General features: G+C 72.3%; 17 protein-coding genes and 1 pseudogene. 10 read left to right on the forward strand and 8 right to left on the reverse strand.

Annotation, left to right across the window (positions count from 1 at the left end):
• From ACVMLK_RS13690 to ACVMLK_RS13720, 7 genes and pseudogenes are all read left to right on the forward strand, one after another.
• Nucleotides 1-431, forward strand: a pseudogene (locus ACVMLK_RS13690) (hypothetical protein); the annotation flags it as partial.
• Entirely contained in the window at nucleotides 431-1,021 is a 591-nt protein-coding gene (locus tag ACVMLK_RS13695) for a chemotaxis protein CheW (protein WP_422924997.1), read from the forward strand. The pseudogene ACVMLK_RS13690 and the gene ACVMLK_RS13695, both read left to right, overlap by 1 nt.
• The gene (locus ACVMLK_RS13700) at nucleotides 1,018-2,685 is read left to right on the forward strand and encodes a methyl-accepting chemotaxis protein (RefSeq protein ID WP_457486694.1); all 1,668 of its coding nucleotides are present in this window, start codon (nucleotides 1,018-1,020) and stop codon (nucleotides 2,683-2,685) included. The genes ACVMLK_RS13695 and ACVMLK_RS13700 overlap by 4 nt, the downstream gene beginning before the upstream one ends.
• A 33-nt stretch (nucleotides 2,686-2,718) precedes the next feature.
• Entirely contained in the window at nucleotides 2,719-4,974 is a 2,256-nt protein-coding gene (locus ACVMLK_RS13705) for a hybrid sensor histidine kinase/response regulator (protein ID WP_457486695.1), read from the forward strand.
• Nucleotides 4,975-4,997: 23 nt separating this feature from the next.
• Nucleotides 4,998-6,029 carry a chemotaxis-specific protein-glutamate methyltransferase CheB gene (gene cheB, locus ACVMLK_RS13710; protein ID WP_422925354.1) on the forward strand — a complete coding sequence of 344 codons (1,032 nt, stop codon included), beginning with the start codon at nucleotides 4,998-5,000 and terminating at the stop codon, nucleotides 6,027-6,029.
• Nucleotides 6,026-7,723, forward strand: coding sequence for an ATP-binding protein (locus ACVMLK_RS13715; RefSeq protein WP_198366799.1), 1,698 nt, complete (start codon nucleotides 6,026-6,028; stop codon nucleotides 7,721-7,723). Before cheB ends, ACVMLK_RS13715 begins: the two co-directional genes overlap by 4 nt.
• Nucleotides 7,716-9,599 (forward strand): response regulator, encoded by a 1,884-nt coding sequence (locus tag ACVMLK_RS13720; protein ID WP_457486696.1) that lies wholly within the window; start codon nucleotides 7,716-7,718, stop codon nucleotides 9,597-9,599. Before ACVMLK_RS13715 ends, ACVMLK_RS13720 begins: the two co-directional genes overlap by 8 nt.
• 24 nt (nucleotides 9,600-9,623) lie before the next feature.
• Here ACVMLK_RS13720 and ACVMLK_RS13725 read toward each other — a convergent pair whose 3' ends face one another.
• From ACVMLK_RS13725 to ACVMLK_RS13755, 7 genes are all read right to left on the reverse strand, one after another.
• The gene (locus ACVMLK_RS13725; protein WP_457486697.1) at nucleotides 9,624-11,222 is read right to left on the reverse strand and encodes a GMC family oxidoreductase; all 1,599 of its coding nucleotides are present in this window, start codon (nucleotides 11,220-11,222) and stop codon (nucleotides 9,624-9,626) included.
• The gene (gene fabG, locus ACVMLK_RS13730) at nucleotides 11,219-12,007 is read right to left on the reverse strand and encodes a 3-oxoacyl-ACP reductase FabG (protein ID WP_198366796.1); all 789 of its coding nucleotides are present in this window, start codon (nucleotides 12,005-12,007) and stop codon (nucleotides 11,219-11,221) included. The genes ACVMLK_RS13725 and fabG overlap by 4 nt, the downstream gene beginning before the upstream one ends.
• A gap of 74 nt (nucleotides 12,008-12,081) precedes the next feature.
• Nucleotides 12,082-12,786 (reverse strand): ABC transporter ATP-binding protein, encoded by a 705-nt coding sequence (locus ACVMLK_RS13735; RefSeq protein ID WP_198366795.1) that lies wholly within the window; start codon nucleotides 12,784-12,786, stop codon nucleotides 12,082-12,084.
• The gene (locus tag ACVMLK_RS13740) at nucleotides 12,770-14,536 is read right to left on the reverse strand and encodes a branched-chain amino acid ABC transporter ATP-binding protein/permease (protein WP_457486698.1); all 1,767 of its coding nucleotides are present in this window, start codon (nucleotides 14,534-14,536) and stop codon (nucleotides 12,770-12,772) included. Before ACVMLK_RS13740 ends, ACVMLK_RS13735 begins: the two co-directional genes overlap by 17 nt.
• 5 nt (nucleotides 14,537-14,541) lie before the next feature.
• Nucleotides 14,542-15,417, reverse strand: coding sequence for a branched-chain amino acid ABC transporter permease (locus tag ACVMLK_RS13745; protein ID WP_198366793.1), 876 nt, complete (start codon nucleotides 15,415-15,417; stop codon nucleotides 14,542-14,544).
• A 59-nt stretch (nucleotides 15,418-15,476) separates the two neighbouring features.
• Entirely contained in the window at nucleotides 15,477-16,688 is a 1,212-nt protein-coding gene (locus ACVMLK_RS13750; RefSeq protein ID WP_457486699.1) for an ABC transporter substrate-binding protein, read from the reverse strand.
• 49 nt (nucleotides 16,689-16,737) lie between these two features.
• Nucleotides 16,738-17,781, reverse strand: coding sequence for a zinc-dependent alcohol dehydrogenase (locus ACVMLK_RS13755; RefSeq protein ID WP_457486700.1), 1,044 nt, complete (start codon nucleotides 17,779-17,781; stop codon nucleotides 16,738-16,740).
• 146 nt (nucleotides 17,782-17,927) lie between these two features.
• Between ACVMLK_RS13755 and ACVMLK_RS13760 the strand changes: the two genes are divergently transcribed.
• Nucleotides 17,928-18,626, forward strand: coding sequence for a GntR family transcriptional regulator (locus tag ACVMLK_RS13760; protein ID WP_457486701.1), 699 nt, complete (start codon nucleotides 17,928-17,930; stop codon nucleotides 18,624-18,626).
• Between the two features lie 42 nt (nucleotides 18,627-18,668).
• On the opposite strand, the gene ACVMLK_RS13765 is transcribed toward ACVMLK_RS13760, so the two are convergent.
• The gene (locus ACVMLK_RS13765) at nucleotides 18,669-18,980 is read right to left on the reverse strand and encodes an HU family DNA-binding protein (protein ID WP_198366926.1); all 312 of its coding nucleotides are present in this window, start codon (nucleotides 18,978-18,980) and stop codon (nucleotides 18,669-18,671) included.
• 153 nt (nucleotides 18,981-19,133) lie between these two features.
• Here ACVMLK_RS13765 and ACVMLK_RS13770 point away from each other — a divergent pair, with 153 nt between their 5' ends.
• Nucleotides 19,134-20,816, forward strand: coding sequence for a dihydroxyacetone kinase family protein (locus ACVMLK_RS13770; RefSeq protein ID WP_457486702.1), 1,683 nt, complete (start codon nucleotides 19,134-19,136; stop codon nucleotides 20,814-20,816).
• A gap of 140 nt (nucleotides 20,817-20,956) precedes the next feature.
• Nucleotides 20,957-21,547: PRC-barrel domain-containing protein (locus tag ACVMLK_RS13775; protein WP_457486703.1), on the forward strand; the 591-nt coding region annotated here is incomplete at its 3' end.

Here is a 21,547-nt window from a genome sequence, read left to right on the forward strand (position 1 = left end):
GCGCGGCGGCGCGCGAGGATGCGGAGGTGGCGCTCCGGCGCGTCCGCCAGTTGGCCGATGCGGGAGACCTGCCGGCCGCCCGCGCAGCCTGCGAGACGGTGCTGGCGCAGCAGCCGATCCGGCCAGCGCCGCACTACTACAAGGGGCTGATCGCCCGTGGCCTCGGCCAGCCCGGCGAGGCGGAGCGCGCCTTCCGTGACGCGCTCTACCTCAAGGGCGATTTTCCCATGGCCCATTACCAGCTGGGGCTGTTGTTGCTAGATGAGGGCCGCCAGATGGCCGGCCGGCGCGCCCTGGCCACGGCCGCGCGCCTGGCCCGGGAGTTGCCCGCCGCCACGCCGCTGGAGGAAGGGGACGGCATGACGGCCAGGCAATTGAGGGAGTTGGTGCGGTTGCATCTCGAGGCTCCTCCCGCAGGCCCGGCCCGCTGATGCCCGGCGGGCTCTCGCCGCTGCCGGGACTGCGCCGCCAGGCCGAACGCCTGCTGGAGGAGCGCACCCGGGCCCTGGCCGGCCGCGCCGCCGGCAGCCGCGCGCAGCCGAGCGTCGCCGTGCTGGCCTGTGGCCTGGGCGAGGAGTTCTGCGCCCTGCCGCTGCATGCGGTGCTCCGTATCCTGAGTTTCGTGCCCTGCGCGCCGCTGCCGGGGACGCCGCCGGCCATGCTGGGCGTCTGCGGCCAGGGCGGCATGCTGTTCAATGTCCTCGACCTGGCCGCCGCCCTGAGCCGGGGCGCCGCGGGCGCCGCCCCGGCGGGGGGGCATCTGCTGCTGCTGCGCCACACCCCGCGCCGCTTCGCCCTGCGGGTGGACCGCGCGCTCGGCCTCGCCCGGCTGCCGGCGGCGCTGCCCTTCCTGGCGGCGGAGGATGCCGCCACGCCGGTCACCGCCCATGCGCCCCTGCCGGCCGAGCTGGCCGGCGAACTGCCCGCCGGCCGGCGGCCGGTGATGTCGCTGATCGATCCCCACCACCTGCTGCGCCCCTATCTGGCGCAGAGCCATGCTGCCCCGGAGGCCGAGACTTGAGCATCGCCAACCGCATCCTCCTCGGCTTCGCCACCATGACGCTGCTGCTGGTCGGCCTCGGCGCCTATGGCCTGCACCAGATCGGCGTGGTGACGCAGTCCTCCGAGATCGTCGTCACCCGTGACGTCGCCATGCTGCGCCAGTTGCTGCTGTTGCAGGAGACCGAGGCGCGGATGCAGGAGACGCGCAGCCGCACCGTGGCCCGCTTCCTGGTGCGCCGCCTGGAGCAGCCGGTGGAGGGCGAGAACCCGCAGCAGGCCTGGCCGCGCCACGCCAGCCAGGCCGAGCGCGTGCTGGGCGAGATGCAGAGCCTGGCCGCCCAGAACATCGCCACGGCCATCACCCGCGAGCGGCGCGAGGGCTGGCAGCGGATCAGCCAGCAGCTGGCCCAGGCGGGGTCCGTGCTGCGGCAGCTGCGCGAGTTCAGCGGCGAACAGTTCCAGGCGATCCGCGCCGACGACCTGTCCGCCGTGGCGGCGGAGGGCGCCAGCCTGCTCAATGTCCATACCGAGTTCACGGTCCTGCTGCAGCAGATCCAGGAGACGCTCAACGAGATCGTCGTCACCGGCCAGCGCGCCAGCCTCGACATCTACGAGGAGAGCCGTGTCTCGGTCCTGCTGATGCTGCTCGGCGCGCTGCTGCTCGGCATCGCCGTCACGCTGATGATCCGTCGCTCCATCGCCCGCCCGCTGGCCAAGCTCATGACCTTCGTGGAGCAGGTCGGGCGTGGCGACCTCGGCGGGCGCGCGGCGGAGGACGGGCCGGCCGAGCTGCGCCGCCTCGGGGTCGAGCTGAACGGCATGGTGGAGGGGCTGCGGCAGCTCGCGCGGCAGAGCCGGGACGCGACGGAGAACCTGAACGCCGCCGCCGCCGAGATCCGCGCCAGCACCCAGGAGCAGGCGGCGAGCGTCGAGGAGCAGCTGGCCGCCGTGCAGGAAACCGCCGCCACGGTGGACGAGATCACCCATTCCGGCGGCCAGATCGGCAAGCGGGCGCAGGAGGTGATCGCCTCCGCCCAGGCCACGGCGCAGACCTCGACCGCGGGCCTCGTCGCGGTCGACGAGACGGTGCGCGCCATGGACGCGATCCGCGAGCAGGCCGAGGCGGTCGCCGGCCACATCGTCGCGCTGTCGGAGAAGACCCAGGCGGTGGGCGAGATCATCGCCACGGTGAACGACATCTCCGAGCGCTCGCACCTGCTGGCGCTGAACGCCGCCATCGAGGCGGCGGCGGCGGGCGAGCAGGGACGCAGCTTCGCCGTGGTCGCCGGAGAGATGAAGACCCTGGCCGACCAGGCGAAGGACGCGACCAACCAGGTGCGCTCGATCCTGGGCGACATCCAGCGCGGCATCAACGCCTCCGTCATGTCGACCGAGGAGGCGGTGAAGCGCGTCGCCGCCGGGCGCGAGCGCACCGGCGTCACCCATGCGACGATCACCGAGATCACCGGACGGATCCAGGAAAGCGTGCAGACCTTCCAGCAGATCGTCGCCAGCACCAACCAGCAGCAGCTCGGCATCGAGCAGGTGATGAGCGCGCTGCAGAACATCCGCCAGGCCAGCCAGCAGACGGCTGCCGGCACCCGGCAGCTCGACATGGCGGCGGGCAACCTGTCGCAGCTCTCCCAGCAGCTGGTGACGCTCTCCGACCGGTACCGCCTGTGAGAGCCCGTTCGAGAATGACCGCCGCCTGAGCCCATGAACGATTTCCGCCAGGAGCTTCTCGCCGCCTTCGCCGCCGAGCATCGCGAGCATCTCGATGCGATCCGCGCCGGCCTGATGGCGGCCAGCGCCGGCGAGCCCTATGACCTGCGGGACATGTTCCGCCGGGCGCACAGCCTGAAGGGCGCGGCGCGGGCGGTCGATCTGCCTGCCGTCGAGGAGCTGGCGCACCGCCTGGAGGCGGTTCTCAGCCGCGTCTCGGAAGGCGGCCTGGCGCTGTCGGCGGAGGTGGTCGCGGCGCTGCGGGCCGGGCTGGATGGCGTGGAGAGCCAGGTGGCGTCGCTGGATGCGACGGGCGGCGCGGCGCCCCGGCCCACCGCCGCGCTCGGCGCCCTGGACGGCGTGCTGGGCGCCAAGGCCGGGCCGGGCGAGGCACCGCGGTCCGGGGCGGCGCCGGCCCCGCCCTTGCCCCCGACCCCGGCTCTGGCCCCGACTCCGGCTCTGGCCCCGGTGCACCCGGCCGAGGTCGTGACGGGGCCGGACTATCTGCGCCTGCGTGCCAGCCAGCTCGATGCCTTGTCCGGCGCGGTGCATGCGCTGGCCGCCGGCCTGCAGCACCGCGATTCCCTGCAGGCCGGCCTGGCCGCCCTGGAGGCCGAGCTGCGCGGGCTGCGGCGCGGCTGGGAAGCCGCCCGGCGCGGCGCCGGCGGGCCCGGAGCGGGGGGCCAGCAGATGGCGGAGCTGGACCGGGCGCTGGACCGCGCCCTGCGCCAGGCGACGCGGCTCGGGCGGGAGCAGCGCGCGGCGGTAGCGGCGGAGGATGCGTCGCTGGCCGAGCTCCGCCGTCAGGTGGAGCGCATCGCCCTGGTGTCCGCCGAGACGGTGCTGGGCGGCCTCGGCCCGATGGCCCGCGACCTGGCGCGCGAGGCGGGGACGGAGGCGTTGCTGCGCCTGGAAGGGCTGGACCTGCAGGCCGACCGCCGGCTGCTGCAGGCGCTGAAGGACCCCGTCACCCACCTGCTGCGCAACGCCGTGGGCCACGGCCTCGAGAGCGACGCCGATCGTCGCCGCGCCGGCAAGCCCGCAGCCGCCGAGATCGGGCTGCGGCTGCGGATCCGTGGCGGCCTGTTGCTGCTGACCGTCTTCGATGACGGGCGGGGCCCGGATCTGGCGCGGATCGAGGCCGTGGCGGTGCGCCAGGGCCTGCTGCCACCGCGCCCGGCGGATGCGCCGCCGCCGCCGGCCGACCACCTGCTGTCGCTGGTCTTCGAGCCCGGCTTCTCCACCGCTGCCGCGGTCGATCGGCTTTCCGGCCGCGGCATCGGCCTTTCTGTCGTGGCCGAGGCGGCACGGCGCCTGCACGGCACCGCGCGGATGCGGCCCCGCCGCCCCTGGGGAACCGAGGTGGAACTGGCCCTGCCGCTGTCCGCGGCGCGCCAGCCGGTGCTGCTGGTGGAGGTCGCCGGGCGGATCTACGGCCTGCCGGGGCATGGGGTGGAGCGGTTGCTGCGGCTGCGGGCCGATGGGCTGGAAAAGGTCGAGGGCCGCAGCATCGCGCGCATCGGAATCGAGGGTCGGGACGTTATCGCCCCTGTCATGGCCTTGCCCCTTCTTCTGGACCAGCCCGCGCTCCCCATCCCCATCGAGGCCGATCACATCCAGGCCGTGCTGCTGCGCAGTGGCGAGCGGCGCTGCGCCCTGGCGGTGGACCGCCTGTGGGATGTGCAGGAACTGACCGTCGAGGGGCTGGACGCGCCCTTCGACGCCGGCGCCGCCAGCCTCCTCATGGGGGTGGCGTTGCGGGACAATGCGGCGCCCGTGCCGGTGCTGAGCCCCGAGGCGCTGATCGGCCGCTGGCTGCGCGAGGAAGGCCGGCTGGCCGCCGCCGGTCTCAGCCTGGCGCCGCAGGGTCCTGCCCCGGCCGCGGCGGCCACCATCCTGGTGGTGGATGATTCCATCACGACGCGGACGCTGGAGAAGAGCATTCTGGAGGCGCAGGGCTACCGCGTCCTGCTGAGCGTGGACGGGCTCGACGCGCTCAACCTGCTGCGCGGCGACGCGGTGCCCGACCTGGTGGTGGCGGATGTCGAGATGCCGCGCATGGACGGCTTCGCGCTGCTGCAGGCCATGCGCGCCGACCGCCGGCTGGCCGCCATGCCGGTGATCCTGATGACCTCGCGGGCGGATCCCGAGGATGTCCGGCGCGGTCTCGAACTCGGCGCCAATGCCTATCTGACCAAGCAGAAGTTCGACCAGCGCGAACTGCTCTCGACCATCGGACAGTTGCTTTGAGCCTTTCCGCGCCCGCCCGCGTCATGATCGTCGAGGATTCCGCGGTGGTGCGCCGCCTCCTGGCGCATATCGTCTCGCGCGATCCGCGCCTCAGCCTGGTCGCCGCGGTCGGCTCGGCCGAGGAGGCGCTGCGCGAGCTGCCGCGCATCCGCCCCGACGTGATCTCCATGGACATCCGCCTGCCCGGCATGGATGGGCTGGAGGCGACCCGCCGCATCATGGCGGAGCAGCCGACACCCATCGTCGTCATCGCCGACAGCGTCGAGGATGCCTCGCTGCGGATCTCCATGAACGCGCTGCGCGCCGGGGCCCTGGCGGTGGTCGAGAAGCCGGTGGGGATGGAGAGCGGTGGCCACGACCGCATCGCCGAGACCATCTGTACCCAGCTCTCGATCATGAGCCAGGTGCCGGTCATCCGCCGCCGTGGCGTCACGCCGGGCCCCGTTCTCCGGCCGGAGGCGGTTCCGGCGCCGCAGCCGGAGGCGCCGCGCCTGCTGGCCATCGCCGCCTCCACCGGCGGGCCGCCGGCCCTGGCCCAGGTGCTGGGCGCGCTGCCGGCGGATTTCCCGCTGCCGGTGCTGCTGGTGCAGCATATGGGAGGCGCCTTCATGGAGGGCTTCTCGCAATGGCTGGATGGGCTGGTCCCGCTCAAGGTCGGCCTGGCGCGGGATGGCGAGGCGCCGCGCCCCGGCCATGTCCACGTGGCCCCCGGCGACCGGCATCTCCTCCTCGGCCCGGGCGGGTTGATGCAGGTCAGCGCCGGGCGTCCGCTGGCCAGCCAGCGCCCCTCCGCCACCCTGCTGTTCCGCTCGGTCGCGGCGGCGCTGGGGCCGCGTGCCGTCGGCGTGCTGCTCACCGGGATGGGCGAGGATGGCGCGCTGGGTCTGGCGGAGCTGCGCCAGGCCGGCGGCTTCACCCTCACCGAGCATGAGAGCACGGCGGTGGTCTACGGCATGCCGGCGGCGGCGGTGCGGCTGGGCGCCTCCTGTCTCAGCCTGCCGCTGCCGCTGATCGGGCCACGCCTGGCGCAGATGGCGCGGGGGCGGGGGGCATGAGCGAGTCCGCCGGGCCGCTGCTGCTGGTCGAGGATTCCGAGACCCAGGCACTGCAGATGCGCCACATGCTGGAGGGCCACGGCTTCCCGGTGCGCCGCGTGGCCACCGCCGAGCTGGCGCTGGAGGCGCTGAACGGCCCGCTGCCGGCGCTGGTCATCGCCGACTATCATCTGCCGGGGATCAATGGCGATGAGCTGGTGCGGCAGATCCGGCTGAACAGCCGGACCCGCGCCATCCCCGTCCTGATGCTGACCGAGGCGCGCGAGGGCGACCTGGAGCGGCAGGGGCTGGAGAGCGGCGCCGATGCCTATGTGGCGAAGTCGGCGGCGCCGGAGATGCTGCTGCCGCGCATCCGCGCGCTGCTGCGGCAGCGGACCGCATCGGCGGCGCCGGAGACGGCCGCCGCGCCGTTCCGCCGCGCCCGCCTGCTGGTGCTGCATGAAAGCCCGACCTACCGGAGCTATCTCACCGGCCTGCTGGAGCGTAGCGGCCACGAGGTCACGCCCTTTGCCCGGCCGGAGGCGGCCCTGGCGGCCGTGGCGGAGCAGCGCGACCGGTGGGACGGCGTGGTCTTCGGCATGCCGCAGGAGGGCGGGGAGGCCGCGGACCTCTGCCGCCGCCTGGGCGCGCTGCGCGACCCCGGCGCCGGCGCCGGCTTCCAGATCATCACCCTGGGCGCCGAGGACCCGGCCGGGCACGAGGCCATGGCCCGCACCTACGAGGCCGGGGCGGACGACATCATCCCCGCCTCCGCCGATGCCAAGGTTCTGGTCCTGCGGATCAACGCCGCCCTGCGCCGCAAGATGCTGCAGGAGGAGGACCGGCGTGCCGCCGAGGAGAGCCGGGCGCGGCTGACGGCCGTGGAGCGGGCCCGCGCCGAGGCTGCCGCCGCCCAGGCCAAGGCCGCGCTGGCCGAGGCCCTGGAGCGCGCCAACCGCGAATTGCGGGACACCCAGACCAAGCTGGTCCAGGCCGCCAAGATGGCCTCGCTCGGCGAGCTGGTGGCCGGCATCGCGCATGAGATCAACAATCCCCTGGCCTTCATCCTGGCGCATCAGGGCACGGTGGAGCGGTTGCTCGGCCAGATCGAGGCGACGATGCCGGAGGCGGCCGAGGGGCGGCCGCAGCTTCTCCGCTGCCGGGAGCGCGTCGGCGCCATGGCGCTGGGGCTGCGCCGCATCCAGGAGGTGGTGGTGAATCTGCGCAAGTTCTCGCGCCAGGAGGACGCCTTCCGGGTTGTGAATGTCCCCGATGCCCTGGACACGGTGCTGGCGCTGCTGGCACACAAGCTGGGCGACCGTGTCATCGTCCAGCGCCACTACACGGCCGTGCCGGAGCTTTGCTGCTCCCCCGCGCTTCTGAACCAGGTGGTCATGAATATCATCAGCAATGCCACCGATGCCATGCCCGAGGGGGGGACCATCGCCATCACCACCCGGAACGACATGCGCGACTACCAGATCGAGATCACCGACACCGGGCCGGGCGTGCCGCAGGCGATGCGCGACCGCATCTTCGAGCCCTTCTTCACCACCAAGGCGGTCGGCCAGGGCACCGGCCTCGGGCTGGCCATCGCCTACAACGTCATTCAGGCGCATGGCGGCACCATCCTTGTCGATGACGGCGAGTCCGGCGGCGCGCGCTTCCTGATCAGCGTGCCGCGCGAGCCGGACACGGCGGCCGAGCATGCCTGATCGCAGTCCGGCGACGATCCTGCTGGTCGACGACGAGCAGGAGATCCTCGTCGCCCTTTCGGATCTCCTCGAGGATGAGTTCCGCGTACTGACCGCCGGCTCGGGCGCGCAGGGGCTGGAGATCCTGGCGCGCGAGCCGCGGGTGCATGTCATCATCTCCGATCAGCGCATGCCGGAGATGCCGGGCGACGTGTTCCTGGCGCGCGCGCGCGAGATCACTGCCGCGGAAGCCCTGCTGCTGAGCGGCTATGCCGACCTCGAGGCGGTGATCAACGCGGTGAACAACGGCCGCATCGCCGGCTACGCGCCGAAGCCCTGGGAGCCCGCCGGCCTGCTCAGCATGGTGCGCGGCGCCGTGTCGCGCTACCGGCTGGCGCAGGCGCTGGAGACGGAACAGGCCCTGCTGCAGGGGCTGATGGCCAGCTCCGCGGCGGCGGTCAGCTTCAAGGATGAGGCAGGCGAGTTCGTCCGCCTCAACGCGGCCAAGGCCCAGTCCCTCGGACGCAGCGTGGAGGAATGCCTGCATCGCCGGGAGGCGGATATGCTCGACCCGCCGGCCCGGGAGGCCCTGCTCGCCGCCGAGGCGGCGGCGCTGGAGAGCGGCCTGCCGGCGGAGCAGGTGGAGCAGCGGCAGCAGGATGGCATGACGCGCTGGGTGCGCGTGACCCGCACGCCGATCCGCAACCGCGGCGGCCAGATCACGCATCTGGCCGTTCTGGAGCAGGACATCACCGACCAGCGCAACCTGGAGCAGCGCCTGCATCAGTCCGAGAAGATGCAAGCGCTGGGCACCATGGCCGGCGGCGTGGCGCACGACTTCAACAATCTGCTGACCGCCATCCTCGGCACGCTCGAGCTCCTGACGCGCATCGAGGATGGGGACAGCCGGCGCCAGCGGCTGCTGCGGAACGCCATCATGGCGGCGGAGCGCGGCTCCTCCCTGACGCAGCGGCTGCTGAGCTTCAGCCGCAAGCGGGATCTCCAGCTGCAGCCGACCGTGGTGGACAGCCTCCTGCGCGACACCGAGGATCTGATCCAGCGCAGCATCGGCAACGGGATCGGGCTGCGCTGGCACCTGGCGCCGGAGCTTTGGCAGGCCATGGTCGATCCCGAGCAGCTGAGCCTCGCCGTGCTCAACCTCTGCATCAACAGCCGCGACGCCATGGAGCAGGGCGGCACCATCACCATCTCGACGCGTAATGTCAGCCTGGCGGACGGCGAGGCCGCCGACCTGCCCTCCGGTGACTACGTGTCCATCGCGGTCACAGACGACGGGGCGGGCATGGCGCCCGCCGTCCTGCGCCAGGCCTTCGAGCCGTTCTTCACCACCAAGGAGGTCGGGCGGGGCACCGGCCTGGGCCTGTCCATGGTCTATGGGCTGAGCCGCCAGTCGGGGGGCACCACCCTGCTCAGCAGCGAGCCGGGGCGGGGGACCACGGTCGAATTGCTCCTGCCCCGCGCCCGTCGGCCACGGGCCGAGGCGAAGGAAGAGGATGGCCAGCCGGCGGCGGGGGCGGCGCGCGCCAGGATCATGGTGGTGGATGACGATCCCGGGGTCCGCAGCATCACCACGGCTTTCCTAACAGATCTGGGCCATCAGGTGACGGAGGTGCCCAGCGGCGAGGCCGCCCTGGCCACGCTGGAGCAGGGCGCGGGCTGCGACCTGGTGGTGACCGATCTCGTGATGCCCGGCATGAGCGGTGTCGAGTTGGCCCGCCGGCTGCGGGCGACATATCCTTGCCTGCCCTTGCTGGTGCTGACCGGCTATGCCGACCCCGAGCTGCTGCCGGAGGGCCTGCCCCTGCTTCGCAAGCCCTTCCGGCAGAACGAGCTGGCCGGCAGGGTGGCGGCCCTGCTGGACCCCGCGCGCGGCTGACGGCGCCGGGCCGGATCGGAAGCATCAGGGGCGCCGCAGCAGGTCCGCGGCCTTCTCCGCCACCATGATCACCGCCGGCTGGATGTTCGAGGACGGCACCAGCGGCATCACCGAGGCATCGGCGATGCGAAGCCCGGCGATGCCGCGCAGCCTGAGCTCAGGGTCCAGCACGGCGGCGTCATCGGCCCCCATGCGACAGGTGCCGCAGGGGTGATAGACCGTCCCGCCGGTGCGGCGGATGTGGTCGAGCAGCGTCGCGTCATCGTCCTGCCCGGCGGGCGGCGCGATTTCCTCCCGCACCAGCCCGGCGAAGGGCGGGGCGCGGCCGATGCGCCGGCCGAGCCGCGCGCCCTCCAGCATGATGCGCTGGTCCTGCGGCGCGTCGAGATAGTTGGCGTGGATCAACGGAGGCTCCGCCGGGTCGGGGCCGCGCAGCCGGATCTCGCCACGGCTCTCGGGCCGGCACTGGCCGAAATTGATCATCACCCCCGGCAGCGGCGGCAGCACGTAGCTGCCGGGGTTCAGGCCGAAGTTGATGAACTGGTACTGCACCTCCGCCTCCTCCGCGCCCGGCGTCACGCGCGCGAAGGCGGTGGCCTCGGTGGCTCCCACCGCCAGCGGGCCGTCGCGCCGCAGCGCGTAGCCGAGCACCGTGCGGGTCAGGCCGAGGCGGCTGGCCATGATCTCGTTCAGCGTGCCGGCGGGGCGGGTGCGGAAGGCGAGGCGGGCGATCAGGTGGTCCTGAAGGTTGCGCCCGACGCCCGGGCTGTGCCGCAGCACGGGAATGCCGAAGGCGGCAAGATCGGCGCCGTCGCCGATGCCCGACAGCATCAGCAGCTTCGGCGTGGCGATGGCGCCGGTGCAGAGCACCACCTCGCGCGCGGCGCGGAAGGTCTCCTCCGTGCCATCGGCGCGGCGCGCCAGCACACCCATGGCGCGGCCCTGCTCGACCAGCAGGCGCCGCGCCTCGATGCCGGTGACGACACGGAGATTGGGCCGCCGCCGCGCCGGGCGCAGATAGGCCCGCGCCGTCGAGACCCGCCGGCCGCCGCGCACATTCATCTGGATCGGCATGACGCCATCCACCGCGCCGTCGTTCATGTCGGCGTTGCGCGGCAGGCCGAGGCTTTCGCAGGCGGCGATGAAGGCGCGCGCGCCCTCCGACAGCCGCGCCACCTGGCTGACCGGCAGAGGCCCGCCCTTGCCGCGCGTCTCTCCCGGTGGCCCCGCCCAGTCCTCCATCCGCCGGAAATAGGGCAGCACGTCGTCATAGGCCCAGCCGCGCGCCCCCGCCTGCGCCCAACGGTCGTAATCCCGTGGCGAGCCGCGCAGGAAGACCAGGCCATTGATCGAGCCGGAGCCGCCCAGCACCCGGCCGCGCGGCCAGTTGATGCTGCGGCCCTCGAGCGCGGGCTCCGGCTCGGTCGCGTACTTCCAGTCATAGCGCCCGCTGGCGAACAGCCGCGCATAGCCGGCGGGCACATGGATCCACAGGTCGCGGTCCTCCGGTCCCGCCTCCAGCAGCAGCACCCGCGTGGAGGGGTCCTCCGACAGCCGCGCCGCCACCACGCATCCGGCCGAGCCGCCGCCGACGACGATGTAATCCGCGATCTCTCCCGTCACGTCATCATGATCCCGCCGGCGACATCGACGGTCTGGCCGGTGATGAAGGAACTTTCGTCGGAGGTGAGGTAGAGCGCCAGATCGGCCACCTCGGAGGGCAGGCCGAGGCGGCCGAGCGGCGTCGCCGCCACCTGCGCCGCGTTCATGCTGTCATCGACGGTGCGGATCAGCGGCGTGTCGATGCGGCCCGGCGCGATGGCGTTGACGCGGATGCCCGCCGGCCCGAGCTCGGCGGCCAGATGCTTGGTCAGCCCGATCAGCCCCGCCTTGGTCGCCGCGTAGTGCACGCCGACGACGCTGGAATAGGTCTTTCCGGCGACGGAGGACATGTTGACGATGGTGCCGCGCCCGGCCTCGCGCATCGCCGGCGCCAGCAGCCGGATGGTGTTGAAGCAGCCGCTGAGATTGACGCCCACCACGCGCTGCCACTCCTCCGGCGCCATCTCCCAGACCGGCGCCGCCTTGCCCTGATGCTTGGGCGAGATGCCGGCATTGTTGACCAGCGTGGTGAAGGCGCCGCCGAGCCGCGCCTGCACCGCCGTGACGGCGATGGACAGCGCGTCGAAATCCGCGACATCGGCGGCGACGGCCTCGGCCCGCCCGCCCGCCTCACGGATCGCCGCCGCCACCTCCTCCGCCCGCTCCGCATAGGCATCCAGCACGCCGACCGCGGCGGCCCGCCGGCCGAAGCCCTCCGCGATGGCGGCGCCGATGCCCTGCCCGGCGCCGGTCACCAGCACGATCTGCCCGGCATGGCTCGGGCGTCCGGCGATGGTCCCGCTCATTGTCTTCTCCTGGTGGTCCGGCCCTTGATCGTCCGGCTCTTGATCGTCCGGCTCTGGGCGAAGTGAGGCACCCCTCAGATCCCGAGATAGGCGCGGCGCACATGATCGTCGCGCAGCAGCGCGGCGCCGGTGTCGCTCATGACGATCGCGCCGTTCTCCAGCACATAGCCCCGGTCGGCGATGCTCAGCGTGCGGAACACGTTCTGCTCGACGATCAGCACGGTGACACCGGTCGAGGCGATGCGCTCGACCACGTCGAAGACCTGGCGGACGATGATCGGCGCCAGCCCCAGCGAGGGCTCGTCGAACATCAACAGCTTCGGCCGCGCCATCAGCCCGCGGGCGATCGCCACCATCTGCTGTTCGCCGCCCGAGAGCGAACCCCCGTACTGATCCAGCCGCTCGCGCAGGCGCGGAAACAGGTCCAGCACCTCCTCCAGCGTCTCCTGCATCCGCGCGCGCGCGGCCGGGGTGTAGGCCCCCATGCGGAGGTTGTCGCGCACGCTCATGAAGGGAAAGAGCTGCCGCCCCTCGGGGATCAGGGTGATGCCGCGCGCCACAACCTCATGCGGCTGCATGCGGCCGATCTCCTCGCCCTCGAAGGTGATGCGCCCCGCGGTCGGCCGCACCAGGCCCGCGATGCTTCGCAGCGTCGTGGTCTTGCCCGCGCCATTGGCGCCGACGATGGTGACCACCTCGCCCGCCCGCACCTCGGCGCTGATGCCGTGCAGGATGGTGGTGCGGCCATAGCCGGCCTGGACCTCATGCAGGGTGAGCATGCGCGAACTCCTCGCCCAGATAGGCCTCGATCACCGTCGGGTCGCGCACCACATGCGCCGGCCTGCCCTCCGCGATCAGCCGCCCGGAATTGAGCACGATGACGCGGTCGGACAGCGCCATGATGGCCTGCATGACGTGCTCGATGGCGATGATGCTGACGCCGCTGTCGCGGATGTCCTCGATCAGCCGGATGGCGCGCCGCACATCGGTCTGGTTGAGCCCGGCCATCACCTCGTCCAGCAGCAGGATGCGTGGCTCCATCGCCATGACGCGGGCGATCTCCAGCCGCTTCAGCCCGCCGATGGTGAGCGAGCGCGCCTCGGCGTCGCGCTGCGCCCAGAGCCCCATCCGCTGCGCCACCTCCAGCGCCTTCTCCCGCGCCGCGGCATGGGTGGGATGGTTGTGGAAGGCGCCGATCATGATGTTCTCCAGCACCGTCATGGCGGCGAAGGGCTGGACGATCTGGAAGGTGCGCCCCACGCCCGCCCGCGCGAAGCCGTGCGGCGTGCCGGGGGTGATGTAGCCCCCCTCCTCGGCGCGGATGCGCACGATGCCGCTCTGCGGCGCGAGGAAGCCGGAAAGCTGGTTGAACAGCGTGGTCTTGCCGGCGCCGTTCGGCCCGATGATGCCGAGAACCTCGCCCTGGCGCAGCGTGAGGCTGACATCATCGGTGACGGTGAGCCCGCCGAAGCGCTTATGGAGATGCTCGGCCACCAGGATCGGCTCACCGATGGCGCGCCGGACGGGCGCAGCCGCCTCGGCCGGGACGGTGGCCGGCGCCGCCACCTCCACTTCGCGCGCCTTCGGCCTGCGGCGGATCAGCCCGACCAGGCCATCGGGGACGAACAGCACGATCAGCACCAGAACCGTGCCATAGACGAAGCCGTGCAGGCCGAGCGCCGAGGCGCCGAGCCAGCCGCGCGCCAGCTCGGTCAGCGGGACGACCAGCAGCGTGCCCAGCAGCGGCCCCATCACCGTGCCGATGCCGCCGATCAGCGCGAACATCGCGATCTGCACCGAGAAGGCGAGGGAGAACATCGCCTCCGGCTCGATGAAGGTCAGGTACATGCCATGGAAGGTGCCGACCATCGAGGTCAGCGCGGCGGAGAGCGCGACGGCGTGGAGCCGCACCCGGAGCGTGTCGACACCCGCCGCCGCGGCGGCCGGCTCACGCTCCCGCGTCGCCACCAGGTAGTAGCCGAAGCGGGCATGGCGGACCCAGGCGGCGACGGCCAGGGTCAGCGCCAGCAGGCCGAAGGCGATCAGCATGGACGGCCAGCGCTCGAAGAAGATCATCCAGGCCCAGCCGGTCTGCAACGGCACCATCAGCCCGACGGCGCCTCCGGTCAGGTCGGTGAAATGCAGCGCCAGCAGCCGGATCACCTGCAGGAAGGCGATGGTGGCCAGCGCGAAGAACGGTCCGCGCAGGCGGAAGCAGGGCAGGCCGATGCCGACGCCCACCAGGGCCGAGAGGGCCGCGCCCGCGAGCATGCCGATCCAGGGCGAGACGCCGAGCGGCACCAGCAGACCCGCCGTATAGGCGCCGATGCCGTAGAAGATGGCGTGTCCCAGGGAAAGCTGTCCGGCGAAGCCGCCGACGATGTTCCACGCCGTCGCCAGCGCGCCATAGAGGCAGATGGTGATGAAGACGTGGAAGACGAAGTCGTCCTGCACCAGAAGCGGCACCGCCAGCAGCAGCAGGAGGAGGAGCGCGGCCGCGGCGGTGCGGGGATCGAGGAGCCTGCCCATACCGTTCACTCCGAGCCGCGCCCGAGGCCGAAGAGCCCCGTCGGGCGCACCAGCAGGACCAGGAGGAAGAGGCCGAAGATCACCACCTCCTTGAGGTCGGGCGCGATGTAGTAGGCACTGAGACTGTCCACCAGCCCGATCAGCAGCGCGCCGACGAAGGCGCCGTGCAGGCTGCCCATGCCGCCCAGCACCACGACGACGAAGGCGGTCAGCACGAAATAGGTACCGACCGTGGGCGATGTCGGATAGAGCGGCGCCACCAGCACCGCGGCCAGCCCGACGCAGGCGGCGCCGATGCCGAAGGTGACGATGTAGATGCGGCGCACGTCGACGCCCATGAGCTGCGCCGCCGCGCGATGCTGCGCGGTCGCGCGGATGGCGCGGCCGAGATAGCTGCGCTCCAGAAACAGGTGCAGCGCGACGACGACGGCGATGCCGCAGCCGAACATGACCAGCTGGCCGATCAGCACGCGGAAGGGGCCGAAATGGATCGCCTCCCGCACCCCGGGGGCGGGCGTGGCGTAGAGGTCGGCGCCGAAGACCAGCAGCGCCAGGTTGATCAGGGCGGTGGACAGCCCGACCGTCGCGAAGATCTGCACATGCGCGTCGCGCGCGTCGAGCAGAGGCTGCAGGATGAAACGCTGGATCAGCACGCCGATGACGAACAGCACCAGCACCACCGGCGGCGCCAGCACATAGGGGTGCAGGCCGAGCTGGCTGGTGCCGATCCAGGTCAGGTACATGCCAACCATCAGCAACTCGCCATGGGCGAAGTTCACGAGCCGGATGATGCCGAAGATCAGCGTCAGCCCGATGCTGATGATGGCGAAGAGGCCGCCCAGCATGAGGCCATTGATGACGAGCTGCAGGAAGGTTTGCATGACGTCTCCCCCAAGGGACCTGGCTGGGCGTGGCCGGGCGCTGCCAGGCGCGCGGGCTGTCAGCGGCGCAGGCGCAGGTCGGAGACCGCCGCCTCGGACGGGAAGACGGTGACGAGCTTGCCGTCCTGCCATTGCAGGCCCATCATCTTGGACCGCTGGTTCTGGCCGTTCTCGCCGAACCGCACGCCCCACCCCGCCGCGGTCTGGCCTTCCGGGATGTCGAGCGCGCGCAGCGCCGCGGCGATGTCGTCGGCCGAGAAGGACTTCGCCTTGTCGATGGCCTCAAGATAGATCTTGGCGCCGGCGTAATTGCCGAGGCTGTGGCCGGAGCGCGGCTCCATGCCGTACTTGGCGCGGTAGGCCTCGAGGAAGTGCGGGATGCCCGGCGCCGCCTTGGGGTTGGTGGCGATCTGCGTGAAGTCGATGTTCAGCACGCCGTCCATGACGTCCTGGCCGACCGCCTGCATGGTCTCGCGCAGCGAGTAGCCGCCGCCGCCGCCGATGATGGCGCGTGGCCTGAAGCCGGCCTCGCGCGCCTGGCGGAAGAACAGCACCGTGTCGTTCTGGTAGGAGGTCTGCAGCACCACATCGGCCTTGGCCGATTGCAGCCGCAGGATCAGCGCGGACATGTCCACGACATTGGCCGGATAGGGCAGCGTCTCGACGATGTTGAGGCCCTGCTCCTTGGCGAAGCCCGCCTGGAAGCGCCCGACCGTGGTGCCGTAGAGGCTATCCTCATGGATGATGGCGACGCGCAGCTCCTTGGGCTGCACCGAATGGGCCGGCGCCACGGCGTTGATCACCATCTCGATCGAGCGCTCGGCCATGTCCCTGGCCGTCGGGTTGGTGCGGAACAGATAGCGGAACTTGCGGTCGGTGATGGAGTCCGAGACCGCGCCCATCTCCAGGTAGGGGATGCGCGCCAGCTCGGCCACCTGGCTCGCCACCTGCGCGCGGGCCGAGGAATAGGTGCCGAAGATCGCCTTGACGCCGGAGACCGAGATCAGCCGCCGCGCCTCGGCCACTGCCTGGTTGTTGTCCACCGCGTCGCCGCGCACCAGGACGATCCTCTCGCCCTGCACGCCGCCCGCGGCGTTGCGCTCCTCGACCGCCAGCTCCAGCCCGCGCCAGCTTTCGTCACCCAGCACGGCCAGCTCGCCGCTGAAGGGATAGAGGGCACCGAAGCGAACCTCGGCTGCGGCCCGGGCGCTGCCCATCGCGATCATCGCGACGCCGGACAGCAGCCCCAGCGCCCACCGGCGTGTCGTCATTCCGTTCATACCCGTGATTCCTCCCCGTTCCGCCGTTCTTCGCGGCTGTTCAATCCTCGTCCGGCCGCAGCAGGATCTTCACCGCATCCTTCCGCCGCGCCATCTCGAAGCCACGCGCTGCCTCGCGCAGCGGCAGGCGGTGCGTGACCATCGCCTCCAGCGCCGCGCGGTTGGCGGGATCGGCCAGCAGCGCCAGGACGCGCGGCCAGGCGTCGCGGGTCGTGTCATGCGCCGCGCGGAGCTGGTGCTTGTTGCGCACCAGCGTCGTGACCGGAACTTCCAGTGGTCGCGAATGGATGCCGGCGATCACCAGGATGCCGCTGGAGCGCAGCACCGACAGCCCCTCGGTGATGGAGGTGGTGACGCCGGTCGCCTCAATCACCCGGTCGACCGCCTCGCCGAAGACCTGCCGCACCGCCTCGGCCATCGGCGTGTCGCGCAGATCGACCCGGTGCCGGATGCCCATGCGTTCGGCGCAGGCGAGACGGAGCGCGTCGTCGAAGCCGGCCAGCAGCACGCGCGCGCCGCGAAGCTGCGCCATCCAGGCGATGCCCAGTCCGATCGGCCCCGGCCCCAGCACGAGAACCGCGTCGCCAGGCGCGATCTCGGCGACGCGCAGCGCGTTGTCGGCGATCGAGAGCGGCTCGCTCAGCGCGCCCAGCGCGACATCGACACCCGCGGGCAGGCGGAAGCAGTTGAAGGCGGGGGCGACGAGATGGGGCGCGAAGCCGCCATCGCAATGCAGGCCCAGGATGCGCCGCGCCTGGCAATCCTGCATCCGGTCCTCACGGCAGGCGCGGCACTGGCGGCAGCCGATGGTCGGCCAGGCGGTGACGGCATCGCCGATGGTGAGGCCCTGGACGCCCTCGCCCACCGCCGTGACATGGCCGGCGAACTCATGCCCCATGGTCAGCGGCAGGTGCGGCACCATGAAGTCGTAGCCCGGCGTCCATTCATAGGCATGGATGTCGCTGCCGCAGATTCCGGCGGCGGCGACGCGAATGCCGACCTCGCCCGGTCCCGGCGGCGGGGGCAGCGCCACGTCCCGCAGTTCCAGTCCTGGCCCGGCGGCCAGCTTGCGCAGGGACAGCACGCGCCTATGTCCGCGGAGCCTGCGGATGGCGCGGGCCCGTGCCGGCCCGTCCCGTCCTGGTCATCGGCAACGTCCTTCCCTGGTCATGACACTTGTTATGCGTCATTTGTTATAACAGTGAGGATGTCGCACGGGGCCTGTCAATCATGAACACGCGGTCCGTCCCGCCTGCCGCTCCCCGGCGGGAGGCGGATCCCGGCTTCACCCGGATCTCCCGCGACAGTGTGAGCGGGCAGGCCTATCAGGCCATCCGTTCGGCGCTGATGCTCAGCCGCCTGCGGCCGGGCGAGAGGCTGTTGCTGCGGCCGCTCGCGGAACAACTCGGCATCAGCGCCACCCCGGTGCGGGAAGCCCTGTTGCGCCTGGTTTCCGAGCAGGCCTTGCAACTTGACGAACGCGGCACCGTCTTCGTCCCCGTCATCGACCGCGCGCGATTCCTGGAGATCCGTTCGCTGCGCTGCAACCTGGAAGGCCAGGCGGCCGCGGCCGCGGCCTCACGGGCGGGGGCGGAGCAGATCGACCGTCTGGCCGCCATCCATGAACGGCTTGCCGCCGCCGAGGCGGAGCGGGATTTCGGCACGGCCATCCAGTCCAACGAGGCCTTCCATTCCGGCCTCTGCCGCCTGGGCGGGATGCCGGTGCTCCTCGGGCTGGTCGAGATTCTCTGGATGCAGTGCGGGCCTTTGCTCAGTCACCTGTATGTCCGGGGGCCGCTGCTCTGGCCCCGTCACGGCCATCTGTCGGTGCTGGATGCCCTGCGGCGCGGCGATGCGGCCGGCGCGCGGGCCGCCGTGATCCGCGATATCGAGGAGGGCGGCCGGCCGCTGCTCGACATCCTGGCCTGAGGCGCGCCGGGATCCTGTCCCGGCCCGCCTCGGGCGTCGTCCTCAGGCCTTGGCGGCCTTGCGCTTGTTCTTCTTCAGCGCCGTGTGCGCGGCATCCTTCAGCGAGGGCGAGGGCTTGAAGCGCACGGTCGCGCCGGCCTTCACGGGAACCTTCTCGCCGGTGCGGGGGTTCAGCGCCGTGCGCTTCGGGGTCTCGCGCACGATGAAGGCGCCGAAATCGGGGATGGTGAAGCGCCCGGTCTGGACGATCTCGGACTTGATCGCCTCGATGATGTCGCCGGCCAGGGCATTGGCGCCGATCCCGGTGATCTCGATGGACTTCTGGATGGTATCGGCCAGGAACTTCTTCGACATGCTCTTGCCTTTCAGAGGATGCGGATAGCCAAAGCACAGGCCGCGTCCGCCGTGAAGTCCCAGATTCGCCTTTGCTGCACTGAAACCGGCTTGATGTGGCCCCGGCGCCCGCCCACCCTGACGGTCAGCCGCGACGGGAAGGGAGCCCAGGCCGTGAAGAAGCTGATCAACGATCCGCGCCGTGTGGTACGGCAGATGCTGGAAGGGCAGGTCGCCCTGCATCCCGGTCAGGCCCTGCTGGCCGGGGAGGATGTGGTTCTGCGCGCCGAGATCCCGCCGCCCGCCGCGCGGCGCGTCGCCGTGCTGTCCGGCGGCGGCGCCGGGCACGAGCCGGCCCATGCGGGCTATGTCGGCGAGGGGTTGCTGGATGCCGCCATCGCCGGGGACGTCTTCACCTCCCCCAGCACCGATGCGGTGCTGAGCGGCATCCGTGCCGTCGCCGGCCCGGCGGGCGCCGTGCTGGTCGTCAAGAACTACACCGGGGACCGGTTGAACTTCGGCCTGGCCGCCGAGCTGGCGCGGGCGGAGGGCATTCCCTGCGAGATCGTCGTCGTGGCCGACGATGTCGCGCTGCGCGACACCGTGCCGCCGGAGCGGCGGCGCGGCATCGCCGGCACGGTGCTGATCCACAAGATCGCCGGCGCCGCCGCGGCGCGCGGCCTGCCGCTCGGCGAGGTGGCCGGCATGGCGCGGGCGGCGGCGGAGAATCTCGGCAGCATGGGCGTGGCGCTCGGGGCCTGCACCGTTCCCGCGGCCGGCCGGCCGGGCTTCACGCTGGAGGAGGACGCGGTCGAGCTCGGCCTTGGCATCCATGGCGAGCAGGGCGTCCGCCGGGCGCCGTTGCAGCCGGCCGATACCCTGGTCGACACCCTGCTGGACAGCATCCTGACCGATCTCGGGCTGCGCGCCGGCGAGTCCGCGGCGCTGCTGGTCAACGGCCTGGGCGGCACGCCGCCGATGGAACTGGCGATCGTGGCGCGCCATGCCCTGGCCCGGTTGCGGCGGGAGGGGATCGAGGTGCCGCGGGCCTGGTGCGGCAACTATCTCACCGCGATCGAGATGCCGGGCTGCTCGCTGAGCCTGCTGCGGCTGGATGCCGATCGCCTGGCGCTGCTGGATGCGCCGGGGCATGCCCCGGCCTGGCTGGCCGATGGCCGCGTCGCGGAACCGCGTATCCTGCCCGCGCTGCCCTCGCCAGCGCCGCGCGAGGCCACGGCGCCCGGATCGCTCGCGCCCGCGCTGCGGGGCGGGTTGGAGCGCGTCGCCGCCGCGCTGGAGAAGGCCGAGGCTGAGTTGACCGCGCTCGACAGCGCCGCGGGCGATGGCGATCTCGGCCTCAGCATGGCGCGGGGGGCCGCCGCGCTGCGCGCCCTGCCGGAGACGGCCTTCGCCACCCCGGCCACCGGCCTGGCCCATATGGGGGAGGCGCTGCGCCGGGCCATCGCCGGCAGTTCCGGGCCCTTCTACGCCGTGGCCCTGCTGCGCGCCGCGCGGCGGCTGGAGGGCCGCGAGGCTCCGGATGCCACGGACTGGGCCGCGGCCTTCCGGGAGGCGGTCGAGGCCATCGCCGCGCTGGGAGGCGCCCGGCCGGGGGACCGGACCATGCTGGATGCCCTGCACCCGGCCGCCGAGGCCTTCTCCGACGCGACGGCGCGCGGCTCCGGCCTGCGGGATGCCTGGGGCGAGGCGGTGGCCGCCGCCGAGGCCGGCCTGCAGGCCACTGCCACCATGCAGCCGCGGCTGGGCCGCGCCGCCTATCTGGGCGATCGCGCCCGGGGCCAGCCGGATGCCGGAGCGGCCGGGGTGCTGGTCTGGATGCGGGCCCTGGCGCGATGAGCGGCAGGCCCGGGGCGATTTCCCGCTGGAGCCTGTTCAACCGGGGAGAGGTGCCGCCGTTATCGGTACGGCCCGTGCCGCCGCAGCCCCATCGGGCGGCGGCGGCCGGGCGAAACCGCCTCGCCCCGGGAAGCTCCCTGATGCACGACCTCTCCCCCACCCTGGCCCGGCCTCTCGCGGCGGCCTCGCTGCCCGCCCTGCTGCTGCTGGCGGCCCTGCCGGTACAGGCCCAGGTCGCGGCACCGGCGCAGCCTCAGGGGCAGGAGCAATCCCGGGAGCGGGCCCCGGCAGAGGGACAGGCCCAGCCCACGGCGCCGGAGGAGGCCCCCGCCACGCCGCCCGCCCAGCCGCAGCCGCAGCCGCAGCCGCAGCCGCAATCCAGCCAGCCGGGCGCGCCGCCCGCTGAGGGGGAGGCGCTGCCTCTGGCGGGGCGGGAAATGGTGGGGAAGGGGGAGATGCTGCGCATCCTCGGGCAGGATGTGAAGGGCGTCAGCGGCATCGTGGTCGGCCAGCTGGTCAATGTCCTCGTCACGCCGGAAGGGCAGCCCCGCGCCGCCGTGCTGGATTATGGCGGCTTCCTGGGGGTCGGGCGACGGCGCATCGCCGTCGCCTGGTCGACCCTCCGCTTCACCGAGAAGGGCATCCAGTTCACCCTCAGCCGGGACCAGCTGCGCGGCTTCCCCGATTTCCGCGATGGCGAGGACGTGGCCATCGCGACCGCTCCGCCGCCC

This window comes from Teichococcus aerofrigidensis, assembly GCF_054073225.1.